General features: G+C 62.1%; 18 protein-coding genes. 12 read left to right on the top strand and 6 right to left on the bottom strand.

Annotation, left to right across the window (positions count from 1 at the left end):
- Nucleotides 1-44 precede the first annotated feature (44 nt).
- The 6 genes from FKL89_RS10160 to FKL89_RS10135 all read left to right on the top strand — a co-directional run bounded on the left by FKL89_RS10160 (nucleotide 45) and on the right by FKL89_RS10135 (nucleotide 4,167).
- The gene (locus FKL89_RS10160; protein WP_156862646.1) at nucleotides 45-1,313 is read left to right on the top strand and encodes a beta/gamma crystallin-related protein; all 1,269 of its coding nucleotides are present in this window, start codon (nucleotides 45-47) and stop codon (nucleotides 1,311-1,313) included.
- Between the two features lie 25 nt (nucleotides 1,314-1,338).
- Nucleotides 1,339-1,758 (top strand): CoA-binding protein, encoded by a 420-nt coding sequence (locus FKL89_RS10155; protein ID WP_156862645.1) that lies wholly within the window; start codon nucleotides 1,339-1,341, stop codon nucleotides 1,756-1,758.
- A 73-nt stretch (nucleotides 1,759-1,831) separates the two neighbouring features.
- Nucleotides 1,832-2,221 (top strand): ribonuclease, encoded by a 390-nt coding sequence (locus FKL89_RS10150; RefSeq protein WP_156862644.1) that lies wholly within the window; start codon nucleotides 1,832-1,834, stop codon nucleotides 2,219-2,221.
- A gap of 33 nt (nucleotides 2,222-2,254) precedes the next feature.
- Nucleotides 2,255-2,587, top strand: coding sequence for a barstar family protein (locus FKL89_RS10145; protein WP_156862643.1), 333 nt, complete (start codon nucleotides 2,255-2,257; stop codon nucleotides 2,585-2,587).
- Nucleotides 2,588-2,848: 261 nt separating this feature from the next.
- Nucleotides 2,849-3,310 (top strand): dihydroneopterin triphosphate diphosphatase, encoded by a 462-nt coding sequence (gene nudB / locus FKL89_RS10140; protein WP_156862642.1) that lies wholly within the window; start codon nucleotides 2,849-2,851, stop codon nucleotides 3,308-3,310.
- 179 nt (nucleotides 3,311-3,489) lie between these two features.
- Entirely contained in the window at nucleotides 3,490-4,167 is a 678-nt protein-coding gene (locus FKL89_RS10135; RefSeq protein WP_156862641.1) for an HAD family hydrolase, read from the top strand.
- Between the two features lie 19 nt (nucleotides 4,168-4,186).
- Here FKL89_RS10135 and FKL89_RS10130 read toward each other — a convergent pair whose 3' ends face one another.
- The 4 genes from FKL89_RS10130 to FKL89_RS10115 all read right to left on the bottom strand — a co-directional run bounded on the left by FKL89_RS10130 (nucleotide 4,187) and on the right by FKL89_RS10115 (nucleotide 8,781).
- A complete protein-coding gene (locus FKL89_RS10130) occupies nucleotides 4,187-4,738 on the bottom strand; it encodes a hypothetical protein (protein WP_156862640.1) in 552 nt (183 codons plus the stop codon).
- Nucleotides 4,735-5,862, bottom strand: coding sequence for an ABC transporter ATP-binding protein (locus FKL89_RS10125; RefSeq protein ID WP_162527482.1), 1,128 nt, complete (start codon nucleotides 5,860-5,862; stop codon nucleotides 4,735-4,737). Before FKL89_RS10125 ends, FKL89_RS10130 begins: the two co-directional genes overlap by 4 nt.
- Before the next feature lie 4 nt (nucleotides 5,863-5,866).
- Nucleotides 5,867-7,564, bottom strand: coding sequence for an ABC transporter permease (locus FKL89_RS10120; protein WP_156862638.1), 1,698 nt, complete (start codon nucleotides 7,562-7,564; stop codon nucleotides 5,867-5,869).
- Nucleotides 7,565-7,737: 173 nt separating this feature from the next.
- Nucleotides 7,738-8,781, bottom strand: a complete 1,044-nt coding sequence (locus FKL89_RS10115) for an ABC transporter substrate-binding protein (RefSeq protein ID WP_238363574.1) — start codon at nucleotides 8,779-8,781, stop codon at nucleotides 7,738-7,740.
- 344 nt (nucleotides 8,782-9,125) lie between these two features.
- Here FKL89_RS10115 and FKL89_RS10110 point away from each other — a divergent pair, with 344 nt between their 5' ends.
- From FKL89_RS10110 to FKL89_RS10090, 5 genes are all read left to right on the top strand, one after another.
- Nucleotides 9,126-9,881 (top strand): DeoR/GlpR family DNA-binding transcription regulator, encoded by a 756-nt coding sequence (locus tag FKL89_RS10110; protein WP_238363573.1) that lies wholly within the window; start codon nucleotides 9,126-9,128, stop codon nucleotides 9,879-9,881.
- Between the two features lie 174 nt (nucleotides 9,882-10,055).
- Nucleotides 10,056-11,039, top strand: a complete 984-nt coding sequence (gene deoC, locus FKL89_RS10105) for a deoxyribose-phosphate aldolase (RefSeq protein ID WP_156862636.1) — start codon at nucleotides 10,056-10,058, stop codon at nucleotides 11,037-11,039.
- A 13-nt stretch (nucleotides 11,040-11,052) separates the two neighbouring features.
- Nucleotides 11,053-13,458 carry an aldehyde dehydrogenase family protein gene (locus tag FKL89_RS10100; RefSeq protein ID WP_156862635.1) on the top strand — a complete coding sequence of 802 codons (2,406 nt, stop codon included), beginning with the start codon at nucleotides 11,053-11,055 and terminating at the stop codon, nucleotides 13,456-13,458.
- A 156-nt stretch (nucleotides 13,459-13,614) separates the two neighbouring features.
- A complete protein-coding gene (locus FKL89_RS10095; RefSeq protein ID WP_156862634.1) occupies nucleotides 13,615-13,932 on the top strand; it encodes a hypothetical protein in 318 nt (105 codons plus the stop codon).
- A 15-nt stretch (nucleotides 13,933-13,947) separates the two neighbouring features.
- Nucleotides 13,948-14,397 (top strand): hypothetical protein, encoded by a 450-nt coding sequence (locus tag FKL89_RS10090; RefSeq protein WP_156862633.1) that lies wholly within the window; start codon nucleotides 13,948-13,950, stop codon nucleotides 14,395-14,397.
- Nucleotides 14,398-14,786: 389 nt separating this feature from the next.
- Here the strand turns inward: FKL89_RS10090 and FKL89_RS10085 are convergent, their stop codons facing one another.
- On the bottom strand, nucleotides 14,787-15,368 hold the full coding sequence (locus tag FKL89_RS10085) for a hypothetical protein (protein ID WP_156862632.1): 582 nt from the start codon (nucleotides 15,366-15,368) through the stop codon (nucleotides 14,787-14,789).
- A 234-nt stretch (nucleotides 15,369-15,602) separates the two neighbouring features.
- Between FKL89_RS10085 and FKL89_RS10080 the strand changes: the two genes are divergently transcribed.
- Entirely contained in the window at nucleotides 15,603-16,916 is a 1,314-nt protein-coding gene (locus FKL89_RS10080) for an MFS transporter (protein WP_238363595.1), read from the top strand.
- Here the strand turns inward: FKL89_RS10080 and FKL89_RS10075 are convergent.
- Nucleotides 16,913-17,644 carry an arginyltransferase gene (locus FKL89_RS10075; protein WP_156862631.1) on the bottom strand — a complete coding sequence of 244 codons (732 nt, stop codon included), beginning with the start codon at nucleotides 17,642-17,644 and terminating at the stop codon, nucleotides 16,913-16,915. The genes FKL89_RS10080 and FKL89_RS10075 overlap by 4 nt on opposite strands.
- Between the last annotated feature and the right edge of the window lie 10 nt (nucleotides 17,645-17,654).

Here is a 17,654-nt window from a genome sequence, read left to right as displayed (position 1 = left end):
AATGCATCGCGGCCAGGCCTCAATTACTCGCAGGAGGACGCCGTATGAACATTTCCAGCCGCACCCGACACGCTTTCGGCGGTGCGCCCAAAATTGCCGTGGGGGCCTTGCTGCTTGCTGCGCTGTCATCCGGCGTTGCCGCCGCTTCCGACGTCTGGCTTTACAGCGGGCGCGATTTCACTGGCGCCTTTGCGCGCATCTCGCGGTCCGAGGCCAATCTGCCCATCGGCGCTGCGCGTTCGCTGCGGGTTGCGACCGGCGTGTGGGAAGCCTGCACCGGCGCCAACTTCACCGGTGACTGCCGCCGCCTGTCGCCCGGCGACTACCGTGAACTGGGTGGCCGCTACGGCGACACGGTCATGTCGCTTCGCGATGTCACCTATGCGTCGGCCGGCGTCGGCTACGCGCCCGCCCGAATCCAGCTCTATGATCGCACTGGCTTCCGTGGCCGCACCATGACCTACGAGCAGAGCATTGCTGATATCGACGCCGGCAGCCGGTTCACCGCTGCGTCCGCCATTGTTACCGGCGGCACCTGGGAGGTCTGTACCGATTACAACTTCGGCGGCCGTTGCCAGGCACTGCCACCCGGGCAATACAACGATCTGGGCTCGCAGCTGAACTACCGCATCGTCAGTGTGCGCGTCGTCGATGGCGGTCGTCCGACGCCGCTGCCAGCGGTTCCACCGATTGCGGTCGCGCCGCCGCCGGTTGCACCGCCACCGGCATGGAACAATGATCGCGTCCGTGTTGAGGTATTCACCAACCCCAATTTCACCGGCGCCGCGATGACGCTGGACAACGACATCGACAACCTGCGCAACAGTGGTTTCAATGACCGCATCCAGTCGATGCGCGTGTTCGGCGGCAACTGGGAGGCCTGCGAAGATCGTGATTTCGGTGGCAGCTGCATGGTGTTCGGGCCGGGCGACTACCGCCGTCTGCCGCCACAGCTTGATCGCTCGATTTCGTCGCTGCGCCGCGTGGGCGAGCCGAGCTGGAACGGCCTGGTACCGGGCGGCGGCGCCTATGTGGTGATGGACCAGGGCGCCGGGCGCAGCCGCCATCCGGTGTGGCTCTATGAACACAGCAATTTCAACGGCCGCACGGTGCGCGCCACGGGTGATGTTGCCGATCTTGGGTCAAGTGGCCTCAACGATGCCACCTCGTCGATCTTCATCAGCTTCGGCACCTGGCAATTCTGCGAGGATTCAAATTACCGTGGCCGCTGCCTCACGCTCGGCCCAGGCCAGTACAACGAAATGCCACCCGGCATGAACGACAGCATCTCGTCGTTCCGCCGCGTTCGCTAACGATCAGCTGCGGGTTCATTGCACTATGTCTGAAGTCAGCTACGACGATCTCTTCACCACCGCGAAAACGATTGCCGTGGTTGGTCTGTCCGACAACCCGAGCCGCCCAAGCTTCGAGGTGGCGCAAGTGATGCAGCGGGCCGGCTTCCGCATCATCCCGGTGAATCCGCGTGCTGCCGGACAAAGCATCCTTGGAGAGCCGTGCGTCGGCGCCTTGAGTGAAATTGCGGTGCCGGTGGATATCGTGGATTGCTTCCGTCGCAGCGAAGAGATGGTCGAGGTGGCCCGCGCTGTCGCGGCCATGTCGCTGAAGCCGAAGGTGCTGTGGATGCAGATTGGGGTGATGAACGAAGAAGCTGCGCAGATCGCACGCGACGCTGGCATTGCGGTTGTGCAGAACCACTGCATCAAGATCGAGTACCGCAGCTGGAAGGCTGGCCAGTAGGTTACGCTTCGTATCGTTCGGCTCCGATCTGCGACTTTTATCGGTGCCCTGTTCAGTTTGCGCGGGGGTTGTCATGCGATCAGGCTCATCACGATTTGGACTTGCAGCGGCGACCTTGCTCGCCTGTCTGTCGCTTCTGTCGGCCCCTGTTGCTGCCCGGGGTGCCTGCGCGTTGGGCCAGAGCATCACGGTCGCCGAGCTGCCAAAACAGGGACGGGACACCCTGGCACTGATCGCCTCCGGCGGCCCGTTTCCACATGGTCGGGATGGTGTCGTCTTCGGCAACCGCGAGCGGATTCTGCCCAAAGCTCCACGCGGCTACTACCACGAATACACCGTGCGTACGCCGGGCGCGCGCAATCGCGGCGCGCGACGCATTGTTTGCGGTGGCGACCAGCGCGCGACGGAGCCTTGCTACTACAGCGACGACCACTACCAGTCGTTCAAGTGCATCGTCCGTTAACCCGTACCGTACGCAGAACACCGAGGGGTTGCCATGAAAAACGCCGTGCATGATTTCCGCGCCGAGACCGTCCTCAAGGTTGACCTAAAAGGCGTCCGTTCGAAGAAAGCCCTGCTGGAGGCGCTCGCCGCCGGGCTCAAGCTGCCCCGCCATTTCGGGCATAACTGGGACGCCCTCGCCGATTGCCTGATGGATGACGGCTGGGCAAAAGGGCCACCAGGCGCCTCGATCACTGCGCTGCTACTCGACAGCAAGGGGGGCGACAAGCGCTTCGGCGATGACTGGACAACGCTGCTCGATATCCTCGACGAAGCCTGTATCTGGTGGGGCGAGAAAGATCGCGTGTTCCGCGTGGTGCTTGCCTGAGCGCTCGTTCCGGTGCGGGGCTTTGCGCTTTTTTGCTTCGCGGCCGCTGCGATTCTGGTCGTCATCGGCCTGTTCGCTTTTCTGCGTTGGCCGGGCCGGGCCTTCTGGTGGTTCTGGATCGTCGCAGTGTTTTTAGCCTTGTGGGGACGCAACTGCCTGATTGCACGAAACTCGGACGATCACGACGACTCGCCACTCCATGCAATCATCGACGCCTCGCGTTGGTGGCGGTAGCGCCCAAAAATCCCCGATCCACAGCCAATGAAAATCCCCCGTTCGGTTCTAGTCGTCATCTTCACTGACGACGGCCAGACGCTGCTGATTGAGCGCGCTGACTATCCCGGCTTCTGGCAATCGGTCACCGGATCGCAGGACGAAGGCGAATCGTTTGCCGAGACAGCTGCCCGCGAGGTCGATGAGGAAACCGGCTTTCGTGCGGCCGATTTCGGCGGCTTGATTGACCTCGACTACGAGAGCGTCTACTGCATCTATCCGCGCTGGCGGTACCGCTACCCGCCGGGCATCACGCACAACCGAGAGCGCTGTTTCGCGTTGCGCCTGCCGTCCACGCTGACACCGACGCTGGCCCCGCGCGAGCACGTCGCCTGGCAGTGGCTGCCGTTCGCCGCTGCTGCCACAACGGTGACCTCATGGAGCAACGCTGCGGTATTTGACGCTCTTTCAGTCAAAATCGCGGCACTTCATTGCTCGCCATCGTCTTAGCGTGCCGTATTGGCTTTTTGCTGGAAGCCTTGACCAATCTGGGCTCAACCGGTATTTCGATGAAAAGTCGACTATTGATCATTTCGCGCCTGGAGCCCTGATCGTTCGCCATTCCTGAATAAAGTTGATTGCCTTTTGATGTTTCCGATTACCCGTTGCGCCGGCACTGCCCAATGGCCATGAGTTTGCCCCGCGCCGTTTTTTTTGATTTCGACGGCACCCTCGTCGACAGTGCGCCGGACCTCGCTGGTGCTGTCAACGACATGCGCGTCGAGGATGGCATGCCCGCGCTTCCGCTCGAGTCGCTGCGGCCGTATGCCACCTATGGTGCCCGCAGCCTGCTGAAAGCCGGGCTCGGCCTGACACCCGACGACCCGGACTACGACGCGCAGCGCAAACGCTTTCTGGCTATCTACGACCGCCGCAAGCTGGACCACACCCACCTCTTCGATGGCGTGCTGGAGCTGCTGATCGCGCTGGAACGCCGCGGCCTGATCTGGGGCATCGTGACCAACAAGAATTCGCGGCTGGCCGAGCCGATGATTCACGAATTGCTGCGCGACCGTGCCTTCACGCCAGCCGCCGTGGTGTGCGGTGACAGCACACCAACACCGAAGCCGCACCCGGCGCCGCTGCTGCTGGCCGCGCGCGATGCCGAGATTGAGGCAACCGACTGCTGGTTCGTCGGCGATGGCGAGAGCGACATGCGCGCGAGCCTCGCCGCCGGCATGAAGCCCGTTCTTGCTACCTACGGCTACGTGCCGGACATCGGGCACGCCCGTAGTTGGGGCGCGCATCACGAGATTGGCAAGCCGCTCGATCTGCTCGGGATTCTGCCGCGCCTTGATTGGTCTTGATCGCAGGCGAGCCGCGCGACTACTTCTTCAGTTCCGTCGGGTGGTGCGACACCAGTTTCGCCGTGCTCAGGTAACGGTCCATCGCGTCTCGGCTGGCGAATTCCGGTGTCGTGTCGGGCACACCGAGGTAGTACACCGTCACCGCCGGTTTGTCGGCGCGCCAGTCGGCCTCGCTCCGGTAGAAGTGGATTTCGCGGCTGGTGAAATCGGCAAAGCTGTCGCGGTCGGACTCAATGCGCGCCTCCGCCCCAAGCGTTACGCCCTTCTCCACCCGTTCACGCTTCTTGCTGAAGGGATCGACGCCGTCAATGGCGACATGGCTGAACTTGCGCCCGGTGTTGACTACCCGCAGCCACACCGCCGCGCGGTCCGGCTTGTCTGCGGTCGGCTGTTTGAGCACCGCCCAGACCACCGCCACGTCGCCTGCGGCAAACACCGCGTCGGCACCGTGCAGCGCCACCGCCTTGCCATCGCCTTGCGCCGCAGCCAGGTTGATACCCAGCCCCAATCCGGCGACGGCGATCAGCGCTGCGCCATACAGGCACCAGTGACGTTGAAGCAGTTTTTTCATGATCCAGCAATCACGTGATTCTGTTCCGCCGGGAACAGCACCTGCACCGCTTCGCCTGCAGAAAAGGCATCGCCGCGGCCTTGACCGAACAGACTGGCCTGTATGAGCTGATCGCCAATCGCAACGTGGTACTCGGTCTTCTCGCCAAGAAAGGTGCGGCTGACCACCTTGCCGGCGATGCCGGCCGCGCCGTTGCCAGCCCGTGCAAGACCCACCCGTTCCGGACGGATCATCACCCGCACGGCGTCACCAGCTTTGGCACCTGCCGGTGCCGCATGGGCACCCAGCGTCTGCCCCAAAACTTCGATAGCCGCACTGCCGCTGGCACCGTCAAGTAACGTCGCGGGCAGCAAATTGGCGCGGCCGATGAAACGGGCGACGAACTCGTTGCACGGATAGTCGTACAGGTCTTCCGCGGTTTCCACCTGCACCAGCACGCCCTTTTCCATCACTGCGATGCGATCGGAGATGGCCATCGCCTCTTCCTGATCGTGCGTCACGTAGACCGTGGTGATGCCGAGGCGTTTCTGCAAGTCCTTGATTTCACTTCGCATCTGGATGCGCAGCTTGGCATCGAGATTCGACAGCGGTTCGTCGAACAAAAGAATCCGTGGCCGGAACACAATCGCACGTGCCAGCGCCACCCGCTGCTGCTCGCCGCCCGAGAGCTGGTGTGGCTGCTGCTGTCCGTAGCCAGTCAGCCCCACCACGCCAAGCACGTCGTTCACGGCGCGCTTGATCTCCTCGTCCGGCTTCTGCTGGACCCGCAGGCCGTAGGCCACGTTCTCGAACACCGAGAGATGCGGGAAGATGGCGTAGTTCTGGAACACGAAGCCGATGTTGCGTTCGCTCGCGCGCAAACCGGTCACGTTGTGCTCGCCGATGTACACATGGCCGCGCGTCGGCTGCTCGAAGCCGGCAATCATGCGCAGCGTCGTCGTCTTGCCGCACCCGGACGGGCCCAGCAGCGTGAGCAGCTCGCCCGGCTGCACGTTGATCGACACATCCTTCACCGCGAAGATTTCACCCTTCACGGCATGGTGAAACCCTTTTGACACGGCATCGAGCCGGATCGGTACCGGCGTGTGCGCCGACGTGACTTGCGTTGTTGTGGCATCTGACACGCCATTAACCTCCAAGAATGCTTTCCACGCGCCCGCCCTCGCCCGTGCGGAAGCGTGCGAGCAGCTTGCCGATGACCCAGAGCACCACGTAAACCACCACCACGACGAACACCGAGAATGCCGCCGCCGGCCCGAGCGAGAGCTCGGTCATGTTCTCCAGGATGCGCACGGTCACCAGCGTCCAGTTGATCGAGATGAGAAAGATCGTCGCGCTGATCGCCGTCATCGAACGGATGAACACCACGCCGAGCCCCGAGAAGAACGCCGGCATGATCAGCGGCAGCGTGATGCGGCGGAAGGTGGTGAAGCTGCTGGCGCCGAGGCTTTCCGAGGCCTCTTCGAGGCTCTTGTCGATCTGGTGCAACAGTGCGACCGTCGCGCGGATGCCGGTCGGGCTGTAGCGGAAGATGTAGCAGGCGATGATGATGGTCGCGGTGCCGGTCAGCTCCAGCGGTTTTTCGTTGAAGGCCAGCAGATAGGCGATGCCAACGATGGTGCCGGGCAGTGCGTAGTTGATCATCGACACCAGCTCCAGTGTGCGGCGCCCGATGAACTGCTTGCGCGCAACCAGATAGCCCACCAGCACACCGTACAGTCCACCGAGCGGCATGCCAATCGCCGCGATGATCAGCGTGTCGCGGATCGCCGGGATGCCTTCGGTGAAGATCACGTGATAGTGCTTGAAGGTCAGCGAGTGATTGGCGCCGAAGGCCACCACCAGCGAGGCGAACAGCAGCACCAGATAGAAGTAGGCCACCGCCGCCGCCACCACACCGCAGGCGGCGAACAGCATGTAGCGCATGCCCGGCGTGAGGATTTCGACGCTGCTCTTCGATCCGGCTTTGCCACTCACGGTGACGAAACTGCGGCCCGCCAGCCAGTAGCGCTGCAGGAAGAAAACAATCGCCGCCGGCACCAGCAGCAGGATCGACAGCAGCGCCCCGCCGCGCAGATCAAACTGGCCAGTGATCTGCAGGAAGGCTTCGGTCGGCAGCACCGGGAAGCCATTGCCCGACAGGATCAGCGGCGTAGCGAAATCCGCCAACGAACAGGCGAACAGCAGCAGGAAGGCGTTGGCAATACCGGGCAGCGCCAGCGGCAGCGTCATGGTGCGAAATACCCGCCAGCGCGTGGCGCCCATGCTGAAGGCGGCGTTCTCGATATTGGGGTCGATGCTGGCGAGGATCGGCCGCAGCGTCAGATAGGCAAGCGGGAAGTAGGTGATGATCTCCGCCGCCGCCGTGCTCATGAAGCCGTAGACGACAAAGCCCTTGATGCCGAGCAGATCGTAGGTGATCAGCCCGCGGGCACCAAACGAGAACAGGATCGCTACCGAGATGGTGAACGGCGGCGAGATCAGCGGCAGCAGCGTGGCTGTATCGATGAAGCCCATCACCCGCTTGCTGAGTCCGGCGCGCACGGCGGTGAAGGCGAACAGGAATCCCAGTGCGGTGCCACCCACGCCAACCGCCAGCGCCAGCAGCAGACTGTTCAGGAATGCCTTGCGGTGGTTTGGATTGCCGACGACGTCCAGAAACGGCTGCAACACGAACGCGCCATCGTCGAAAAACGCCCGACCGAAGAGCCGTGCCAACGGATACAGCACGAAGATGCCGAGCAGCACCCAGAGCACCAGCACGATGCCAGCGATGAACGGGTCGCGCTTTTGGGTGGCGACGGATGTCGGGAAGTCTGCTGTCATCGGAGCAACGTTTGAGCCCCTCCCCCCTCGTGGGGGAGGGGTTGGGGAGAGGGGGTAGCGGAGCAACAGGTCGGTCGACGCGTCTGACCCACCGTCACCCTCTCCCCTGGCCCCTCCCCCCTCAAGGGGGAGGGGAACCAGCGAGCTTCAGCCACGCCGACTCAAATTCACATCTACTTGGCGTTCAGCACCTCAGCCACCCAGCGGTCAACAATGCGCTTGCGGTTGTTGCCGGCGTACTCATCGTCAATCGGGATGATCTTGGCGTTCTTTAGAATCGCCGCTAGCGAGGCCTCGGTCTTCACCTGTGGGTGTGCCGGCACAAAGTTGATCTTGTTCGGCGCATAGAGTGACTGCATCGCCGGGCTGGTGGCCCAATCAATCAGCTTCTTCGCGGCTTCAGGGTTCTTGGCCCCCTTGACCATGGCGATGCCTTCGGCGGCAGCGCCGATGCCCTCTTTCGGGAAACTGATCTCGACGTCGTAGCCTTTGGCCTTGGTATCGAGCGCGTCGACGATGAAGAAGATGCCACCCGCCGCCTGGCCAAGCCCCACCGGCAGCGTGCCGCCGCCGCCGCTCTTGGTGTAGGTCTGGATGCTCTTGCCCATCTTCTTCATGAAGTCGAAGGCCTTGGTTTCGTCGCGGCCGTAGACCTCCAGCACCGAGAAGATGCGGGTGACTGCGGTGCCGGACGTGCGCGCATCGGCCATCTGCAGCATGTTGGCGTAGGCCGGGTTCAGCCAGTCGTTCCACGAGGTAGGCGCGGCAAGCTTGTTGTCGGTGAGGAACTTCTTGTTGGTCATGAACACCAGCGGGTCGTCGGCGATGGCCGTCCACATGCCGCCCTCGTGCTTGAAGCGAGCAGGCAACGCAGCGAAAGCCGCGGGTTTGTAAGCCTCGAAGATGCCCTCTTTCACGCCAGCGCCGAAGGTTTCGACCGGGCCGCCGAACAGCACGTCGACCTTCGGATTGCCCTTCTCGGCAATCAATCGCGCCAGTGCCTCACCGGACGAAAAGCGCAGGAAGTTGACCTTGACGCCGCTCTGCTTCTCGAACTCCTGCAGCATCGGCCGCGCCCAGTTCTCCGGCCAGATCGAATAAACGTTGAGCGTTTCCGCGGCGTTGGCCGTCCCGAACGACGCGGCCATGGCGCCTGCCAGCAGACCGGCGCTCGCCAGTCGGCGGAACCCGTTGGCGGCGTGGTGAATGAAACTCATGCGAACCTCCCTTACAACTTTTCAGGTCAATACAGATTTGTTAGGATAATCACATAGGACCATCCGGCTGTCAATTTGCGTTGCACAAAAGTGACTCAATCCTCTGATCATCTTTTCGTTAAAATGGCGTCCGTGCTGGGCTCAAAGCGCAAAACGATGAGAAGTCGACTTTTTGTCTTTCTGCCTTTCAAGCCCATTAAGAATGCGATATTGACGAAAAAGCTGATTGCCGAGATGTCATGAAAGCCGCCTCGCCACGTTCTCGACAGGGTGCCGCGATCCGTGCCGGCTCTGGCGCTGCGTTGAGCGCGGCGGCAGGCGCGATCCCGCGTCGCACGCAACGCATGAGCACGCTCGCCCGCGTCCTCGCGGAGCGTGGGCCGCTACACCTGCGCGACGCGGCCGCGTTGCTCGGCGTGTCCGAGATGACCGTCCGCCGCGACATCGCCACCCGCGCCGACCTGATCGCCTATCTAGGCGGGCACCTGCTGCCTGCCGGCGGACTGGTCAACGGCAATGTCGCTCAGTACGCCCTCAGCGACGAAGAACAGAGCCACACAGCCGCCAAGATCGCCATCTGCCAGCGCGCAGCCGCCCTCATCGAGGATGGCGATACGGTGTTCATCGATTGCGGCTCGACCACCCCGCACCTCGCCGCCCGCATCCCGCAAGGCATCCGCGCCACGGTCATCTGCTACTCCTTGAACGTTGCCAATATTCTTTGCAAAAACAATGACTTGCGAGTTATTCTTCTCGGAGGACTTTGGCACTCCTCTTCGGCCAGTTTCAGCAGCGAAGAATCGTTGGCCCAGCTCGGCCGGCTCGGCATCAACAAGGCTTTCATCTCCGCAGCGGGCGTAGATCTGCTGCGCGGCGCGAGCTGCGTGCAGTTTCACGAGGCGCCGGTCAAACAGGCAGCGATGGCGCGCAGCGTACAGAAGGTTCTGCTGGTCGACGCATCCAAGTTCGGCCAGGTCAAGCCCGCGTTTTTCGCCCGCGTTGACGAGTTTGACCAGATCATTACCGATGACGGCGTGACGCCCGACGTGGCAGGCCATAAGCCGCTGGCAGGCCGATTGACCGTTGCTTCCGCGAGCTAGGCAAGGCGCCGGCAAGTCTGTCGTCGTAATTCCGGCGCAATCCGCCGCACCGGCCGGCCTTCATCGCCATCACCAGCCGGTCAAGGGCATCTCAAAGCGTCAACAGCAATGGTCTTGAACCCGACCGGGGAATCTAGTATTCTTTCCAACAAATGTTAATTTTGTAACATTTGTATGACCAATTCAGCCGTAAGCACATCTCCAGCAGCGACATTCCCGCGCAATCCCGGCATGCCACTCGATCTCGACCGGATCGAAGGCGCCCGCGTCAATCTGAGTGCTGTCGAGCGCCGCGCCTCGACGCTCACCACCCGCCGCTCGGTCAAGAAGGAATGGCAGGCCGCCTGGCTGGTCAAGGCCATCACCTGCATCGACCTCACCACGCTGTCGGGCGACGACACCCCTGACCGCGTGGCGCGTCTGTGCGCCAAGGCGCGCGCACCGCTGCGGGCCGATCTGGTGGACGCATTGGGACTACCGGCCATGCCCACCGTCGGCGCGGTCTGCGTGTACCCGACGATGGTGGCGCCTGCCGTGCGCTCGCTGGCGGGCAGCGGCATTCCCGTCGCCTCCGTAGCGACCGGCTTTCCGGCCGGGCTGATGCCGCTCAAGCTGCGCCTTGCCGAGATCCGCTACGCGGTGGAAGAAGGTGCGGACGAAATCGACATCGTGATCAGTCGCGCGCTGGTCTTTCGCGGCGACTGGCAGCAGCTCTACGACGAAATTGTCGCGATGCGCGAGGCCTGCGGAGACGCGCACATGAAGGCGATCCTCGCGACGGGGGAGCTGGCAAGTCTGCGCAGCGTCTATCGCGCCAGTTGGGTGGCAATGATGGCCGGCGCCGATTTCATCAAGACCTCGACGGGCAAGGAGCCGGTCAACGCCACCCTGCCAGTCGGTCTGACCATGGTCCGCGCGCTCCGTGATTACGGCGAAGCGACCGGCCATCTGATCGGTTTCAAGCCGGCGGGCGGGCTCAAGAGCGCGAAAGACGCGCTCGCCTGGTTCACGCTGATGAAGGAGGAAATGGGCAATCGCTGGCTGCAACCCGATCTCTTCCGCTTCGGCGCCAGTTCCATGCTGGGCGACATCGAGCGCCAGATCGAACACTTCGTGACCGGCCGCTACTCGACCGGCCACCGTCACGCTGTTGCCTGACCAGGCCGCCATCATGCCCAAAATCACCGACATTCTGAACACCATGGACTACGGCGTCGCACCGGAAGGCAACGAGCATGTGACGCGCTGGCTCGACCAGAACCATCGCCGTTTCGGCCACTTCATTGACGGCAAGTTCACCACGCCGCCGAAGAAATCTGCGCAACAGATCGCCGTCGTGAACCCGGCGAATGGCGGTGAGCTCGCCACTATCGCTTTGGGCGGCGAGACAGAGGTTGATGCCGCCGTGACCGCTGCGCGACGTGCGTACAAAGGCTGGTCCGCGCTGCCCGGCAATGCCCGCGCGCGCTACCTGTACGCCCTCGCCCGCCTGCTGCAGAAGCGCGAGCGCTTCTTCTCGGTGCTTGAGTCGATGGATAACGGCAAGCCCATCCGCGAGTCTCGCGATATCGACATCCCGCTGGCGGCACGGCACTTCTATCACCATGCCGGCTGGGCCGACCTGCTCGCCAGCGAATACCCCGGCTACACATCCGTCGGCGTTTGCGGCCAGATCATCCCGTGGAACTTTCCGCTGCTGATGTTGGCGTGGAAGGTTGCACCGGCTCTCGCCGCCGGCAATACGGTGGTGCTCAAACCTGCGGAAGACACACCGCTGACGGCGCTGGCCTTTGCCGAACTTTGCGCCGAAGCCGGGCTGCCGCCTGGCGTGGTCAACATCGTCACCGGCGATGGCAGCACTGGCGCGCTGATCGTCAATCACGACGACATCGACAAGATCGCCTTCACCGGCTCTACCGAGGTCGGCCGTATCATCCGCCAGACCACAGCAGGCAGCGGCAAGAAGCTTTCGCTCGAGCTGGGCGGCAAATCACCCTTCATCGTGTTCGACGATGCCGATCTCGATAGCGCCGTCGAAGGCGTGGTCGACGCCATCTGGTTCAACCAGGGCCAAGTCTGCTGTGCGGGCTCGCGACTGCTGGTGCAGGAGTCGGTCGCCGACCGCTTTCATGCCAAACTCAAAGCGCGCGCCGGCAAACTGCGCGTGGGGGACCCGCTCGACAAGTCCACCGACATCGGCGCCGTCGTGTCGTCGGTGCAGTTGCAGCGCATCGGTCGCCTGGTTGAACAAGGTCGTGCCGAAGGCTGCGAATGCTGGCAACCGGACGGTGCGGTGCCCGGCAAGGGCTTCTACTTTCCGCCAACGCTGTTCACAGGGGTCAGCCCGGCCGCCACCATCGCGCAGGAGGAAATCTTCGGACCAGTACTGGTCAGCACCACGTTCCGCACGCATGACGAAGCCATCGCGCTGGCCAATAACACCCGCTACGGACTGGCGGCTTCGGTCTGGTCGGAGAACATCAATGTGGCGCTGGACGCCGCTGCCCGCATCAAGGCCGGCGTGGTGTGGATCAATTCGACCAATCTGTTCGACGCCGCCGCTGGCTTCGGTGGCTACCGCGAGAGCGGCTTTGGTCGCGAAGGCGGTCGTGAAGGGCTTTACGAATACTTGAAGCCGGTGTCGTCGGCGGTTTCCCGCAAGCCTGCCGCCGCTACGGCCCGCCTCGGCGCGTCACCGGTGGCCACCACAACGGCTGCGCGAGGCAACACGCCGGAGCTTGACCGCACCGCCAAGCTCTATGTCGGCGGCAAACAATCCCGTCCCGACGGCGGCAACAGCTACACGGTGTTCGGCGCCAATGGCAAGCCACTCGGCCAAGCCGGGCTTGGCAACCGCAAGGACATCCGCAACGCCGTTGAAGCCGCGCATGGGGCCAGTGGCTGGTCCGGCTACACCGCCCACAATCGGGCGCAGGTGCTGTTCTTCCTGGCGGAGAACCTGGAGCAGCGCAGTGAAGAATTCGCCGCACGCCTGCAAGCACTGTGCGGCGGCTCCATCACTCGGGCAAGTGAGGAAGTCGCCCAGACCGTCGCCCGCATCATGTTCTACGCCGCACACGCCGACAAGTTCGATGGCGCGGTACACCCTACTCGCAGCCGCAACGTGACGCTGGCCATGCCTGAGCCCTGGGGCGTGGTGGGCATTGTCTGCCCGGATGAAGCGCCGCTGCTCTCGCTGATTTCGCTGACAATGCCGGCGATCGCGATGGGCAACCGCGCGGTCGCCGTGCCGTCTGCAGCACACGCGCTGATCGCCACCGACCTGTACCAGGTGCTTGAAACCAGCGACGTTCCCGGCGGTGTGTTCAACATCGTCACCGGCGAGCGGGATGTGCTCGCGAAGACACTGGCGGAGCACGACGACGTGGCCGCGCTCTGGTACTTTGGCGGCGCCGAGGGCGGCAGCATGGTCGAGCGCGCCTCCAGCGGCAACCTGAAAGCCACCTGGGTAGAGGTCGCCGGCGCTCGTGACTGGCGATCCACTACGGCACAAGGGCGGGAATTCCTGCAACGCGCCACGCAGATCAAAAACATCTGGGTGCCGTACGGGGAGTAATTTCCCTAGGGAACCAGTCGTGGCCAGCAGAGTGCAGCCGCACGCAATTACTGGACATGACGCTGCGGAAGGCTTGAATCCGTCTATGCAGGATAGCCACGGTCACCGGGCGGTTGTCTGCCAGTGACCACCCATTTTCCTGTTCAGGAGACCCACATGAATTCCAGCTTCCATCGTCACAGCCCGGTTCGCCGTGTTGCAAGGCTGGTTGCCGTCGCCGCCACTCTCGCGGTCGGCACTGTTGCGCTGCCAGCCCTCGCTCAGTCGGGTGGTGCGCTCAACGCCGCGGCAGTCGAGGAAATCCTCAACACCAGTCTGGCCCAGAAGAAGGGAATGTCCATCTACATGGGCGGTCAGGTCATCAACTGCGTATTCGTTAAACGCATTGATGGCAACACGATCGAAGTGCGCAACCAGCAATTCGGCCGCATCATCCTGCGCGTTGATCGGATCGACGCGATTGCGCTTTCCTGAGCGGACGGCATCGCCATGAGGAAGTTCATCGCCCTGCTCGCCACCGTCTCAGCGCTGGTTGCTGCCACCGCCTTCGCCGCCAGTCCGGCGCAGGAAAAGGCCTTCGTCGACGCCTACCGCGGCGCGTTCGAGAAGAAGGATGCCAAAGCGCTGCATGCCCTGCTCTATAGCAAGGGCGCTGACCCGATGGCGCTCGACTTCTACAAGATGCTGCTGACTGCAGACTTTGGTGCCACCATCATGTCGATCACCCTGGCCGATCTCGACGCCGAAGACCTCAAGCGCCTTGAGGACGCCAAATCGCCAGACGGCCGCCCGATGAAGATGACACTGAAGCCAATCAAAAAGCTCATCCTAAAGACCACAACCAAATCCGCCAACGGCAGCTCCTCCGGCAGCAGCGAGTCGTTCATCGCCGAGCATGAGGGCAAGCTGGTTATTCCGGTGCCTTCTACCGGCAAGTAGCGGGATCAGTGCGCTCGCCCCACAGCACGTCAAGTGCACGTATTGCACATAGCAACGACTGAGGGCCGTGATCAAGCGTCTCGAGCCTTTGCCCAAAGGTGGCATGAGTATCAGGTACACATGATTGGTCATCAGCACGTACCGCGCAGTGCACAACACGTCTCTTCCAATGCTTTGCGAGGCAAGTGGCGTTGGCTGACGTGACTGCTTTAGCCAAAGAAACAGGCATCCCAATTGTCGCCACGCCGCACAATTTGCAACGCTAAGTCCGACCGGTGGACTCGGCGGTGGCGCGGGCATACAGCAATAGAGATTGATCTTCTATCAACCTGACGCCTTTGCCCCCCTGCGGTGGGCACGGCGTGCCTACCCTACCGGGCGGAGAAGATTCAGCGAATTCGTTGAAATACGAATGCCCGACGAGTCACCTCGGCTTTGCCGACCTTGCCACCCAACAAAAATGCTGTACGGCGCTGAATCGTTGTAATGGTTTCGTAAACCAAGCTGCCTGATGTGTCAACGAACATAGACGTTTTCTCGTGCATATCACCCGCGTTCCCTTCCCCTGCGAGCGGCGCATCGGTCTCATTGATGAACGCCTCATCGATGCAACGCCACGGTGCGCGGGAACCTAAAAGGTATGGGCCAACCCTGGTTCCATCGCGATCGATCGCGAAGACTCGCAACAGCTCCCCATCGACGGCCTCCAAACGCACAGCATCAATCTTCCCGTTGAGGCCAGGAAAGTCTAGTCGTGCCCCGTCGAATACGCGCCAATGCAGGCCAGTTCGAAGCCTGTGACGCTCCGGCCCGTCCACAATCGGCCCTGTATTCTCGTATGTACCAGATATAGTGGCGCATGGAGGGTCTGCCTTCTCGCCCACAGTAGTCTGCGCGCGCAAGACTGCGTTGAGTGACAACAGGAGCACAAGCGTTGCAACAAGAGAGAATCGACCAGCACGGTAATACATGCGAATTACTTCTGCTTCCTTGGGGGCACGCCGTACAAGATTAAAGGTACAAGATTAAAGGGGTCAGGTTGGATATTCCGCAGCACAACCTATCTTACTTTGCTGAACACCACGCGCAAATTCAGGCACACTTGGACTGATGCGGGCGCTCTCCCGCAAATTCAGGGATCAGGCGTGAACGGGGAAACACTCGAAGGCAGTCAAAAGCAGACACAAAATCGCGACGCGACAGACGTGGCTTCGTCGGCCGGCGCCAATCGGCAAGCTCATGGCAGCGTCTGGCGCTGGATCCCGACGCTCTACTTTGGTCAGGGCATTCCTTACGTCGCGGTGATGACGCTTTCGGTCATCCTGTACAAGAACCTCGGCATCTCCAACACCGACATTGCGCTCTATACGAGCTGGCTCTACCTGCCCTTCGTGATCAAGCCGCTGTGGTCGCCGTTTGTGGACATGTTCCGCAGCAAACGCTGGTGGATCGTCTGGCTTGAGCTGCTGATCGGCAGCGCTTTCGCACTGGTGGCGCTGACACTGCCGACCAGCAACTTCTTTCAATTGAGCCTGGCGGTGTTCTGGTTGCTGGCATTCAGCGCGGCGACCCATGACATCGCCTCCGATGGTTTCTACATGCTGGGTCTACAGCAGCATGAGCAGGCCGCTTATGTCGGCATTCGCAGCACTTTCTTCCGGCTCTCGATGATCACCGGTCAGGGCGGCCTCGTCTATCTGGCTGGCAAGCTCACTGAAATGACCGGCAACGTGTCGGCGGCGTGGTCCATCGTGTTCTTCCTGCTCGGCGCGATGTTCATCTCGCTGTTCCTTTGGCACAGCCTGATCCTGCCGCGACCGGCGAACGACATCGGCAACGTCGCTACCGACGAGCACGGACGGCCGGCCCCGATCGGCCAAGCCTTTGTGCTGGTCTTTCTGAAGTTCCTGCGCAAGAAGGAGATCGTCACCATCCTCGCCTTCCTGCTGCTGTATCGCTTCGCCGAATCGCAACTGGTGAAGATCGCACCGGTATTCCTGCTCGACAAGGCCGAGAATGGCGGGCTCGGGCTCTCCACCGCCACGGTGGGTGTGGTCTACGGCACCATCGGCGTCATCGCGCTGACCGTGGGTGGCCTGTTGAGTGCCTGGCTAATATCGCGCCATGGTATGCAGAGATGGTTGTGGCCGATGGCCTTGGCAATCAATGTACCGAACGCGGTCTACGTCTATATGGCGCTGGTGTTACCCAGCAGCGTTGAGCTGATTGCCACGCTGGTCGCCATTGAGCAATTCGGCTATGGCTTCGGCTTTACGTCTTACGTGCTCTACATGATCATGACTGCGAAAGGCGACCATCAAACCGCGCACTACGCGATCTGCACCGGGTTCATGGCGCTGGGCATGATGCTGCCCGGCATGCCGAGCGGATGGTTGCAGTCGCAGATGGGTTACAGCAATTTCTTCATCTGGGTCTGCGTGGCAACCATTCCGAGCTTTGTGGTGACCGCGCTGATCCGCATCGAGCCAGGATTCGGCACCAGGCAACGTGACGGTTAAGCGGTCTGCCAGACGCCGTCGCGCAGCATCTCGCACGGCGAGAAATTCGCCTTGTAGCTCATCTTGTCGCTGCCCTCGATCCAGTAGCCAAGGTAGACGTACTGCAGGCCGAGCCGTTTGGCCTGCTCGATCTGCCACATGATGCCGAAGGTGCCCAGGCTGCCGTGAATCTCGGGTTCGTAGAAGGTATAGACGGCTGACAGGCCATCAGCAAGGATGTCGATCAGGCTGACCATGATCAGCGCGCCATCGGCATCACGGAACTCCACCAGCATGGTGTCGACATGACTTTGCAGCAGGAAGTGCTGGTATTGCTCGCGGCTGTCGCGATCCATCCCGCCACCGTGGTGGCGCAGCCGCTGATAGCGCAGGTAAAGCTCGTAGTGCTCCGGGCGATATTCGAGCGGCACGACGCGCGCCCGGTACTCTCGCGAATGCCGTAGCCAGGCCCGCTTCTGACTACGTGTCGGTATGAAGGTTGCCATCGGCACCCTGAGCGGCGTGCAGGCATTGCAACCATCGCAATTGGGTCGGTAGACAAACGTCCCGCTGCGACGAAAACCCATGCGCAGCAACTCACCATAGACCCGGCTGTCAATCAGGTGACTGGGCGTTGCCACCTGCGAGCGCGCCACCCGTCCGCCCACATAGCTGCAGGGGTATGGCGCCGTTGAATAAAACTGCAGCGCCTGCCAGGGGATGTGTGCGAGATCGTTGAGTTTGCTCATTGATGATTCA

The organism is Casimicrobium huifangae (assembly GCF_009746125.1).
In the GTDB taxonomy this organism is placed as follows: Bacteria; Pseudomonadota; Gammaproteobacteria; order Burkholderiales; family Casimicrobiaceae; genus Casimicrobium; species Casimicrobium huifangae.
Note: the sequence above shows the minus strand (reverse complement) of the source record. Positions and strands in the feature narration are given on the sequence as shown.

Excerpts from the sequence above, each read along its gene's own strand:
- FKL89_RS10160 (WP_156862646.1), top strand. The coding sequence starts at position 45 with ATGAACATTTCCAGCCGCACCCGACACGCTTTCGGCGGTGCGCCCAAA.
- FKL89_RS10155 (WP_156862645.1), top strand. The coding sequence starts at position 1,339 with ATGTCTGAAGTCAGCTACGACGATCTCTTCACCACCGCGAAAACGATT.
- FKL89_RS10150 (WP_156862644.1), top strand. The coding sequence starts at position 1,832 with ATGCGATCAGGCTCATCACGATTTGGACTTGCAGCGGCGACCTTGCTC.
- FKL89_RS10145 (WP_156862643.1), top strand. The coding sequence starts at position 2,255 with ATGAAAAACGCCGTGCATGATTTCCGCGCCGAGACCGTCCTCAAGGTT.
- nudB (WP_156862642.1), top strand. The coding sequence starts at position 2,849 with ATGAAAATCCCCCGTTCGGTTCTAGTCGTCATCTTCACTGACGACGGC.
- FKL89_RS10135 (WP_156862641.1), top strand. The coding sequence starts at position 3,490 with ATGAGTTTGCCCCGCGCCGTTTTTTTTGATTTCGACGGCACCCTCGTC.
- FKL89_RS10130 (WP_156862640.1), bottom strand. The coding sequence starts at position 4,738 with ATGAAAAAACTGCTTCAACGTCACTGGTGCCTGTATGGCGCAGCGCTG.
- FKL89_RS10120 (WP_156862638.1), bottom strand. The coding sequence starts at position 7,564 with ATGACAGCAGACTTCCCGACATCCGTCGCCACCCAAAAGCGCGACCCG.
- FKL89_RS10115 (WP_238363574.1), bottom strand. The coding sequence starts at position 8,781 with ATGAGTTTCATTCACCACGCCGCCAACGGGTTCCGCCGACTGGCGAGC.
- FKL89_RS10110 (WP_238363573.1), top strand. The coding sequence starts at position 9,126 with ATGAGCACGCTCGCCCGCGTCCTCGCGGAGCGTGGGCCGCTACACCTG.
- deoC (WP_156862636.1), top strand. The coding sequence starts at position 10,056 with ATGACCAATTCAGCCGTAAGCACATCTCCAGCAGCGACATTCCCGCGC.
- FKL89_RS10100 (WP_156862635.1), top strand. The coding sequence starts at position 11,053 with ATGCCCAAAATCACCGACATTCTGAACACCATGGACTACGGCGTCGCA.
- FKL89_RS10095 (WP_156862634.1), top strand. The coding sequence starts at position 13,615 with ATGAATTCCAGCTTCCATCGTCACAGCCCGGTTCGCCGTGTTGCAAGG.
- FKL89_RS10090 (WP_156862633.1), top strand. The coding sequence starts at position 13,948 with ATGAGGAAGTTCATCGCCCTGCTCGCCACCGTCTCAGCGCTGGTTGCT.
- FKL89_RS10085 (WP_156862632.1), bottom strand. The coding sequence starts at position 15,368 with ATGTATTACCGTGCTGGTCGATTCTCTCTTGTTGCAACGCTTGTGCTC.
- FKL89_RS10075 (WP_156862631.1), bottom strand. The coding sequence starts at position 17,644 with ATGAGCAAACTCAACGATCTCGCACACATCCCCTGGCAGGCGCTGCAG.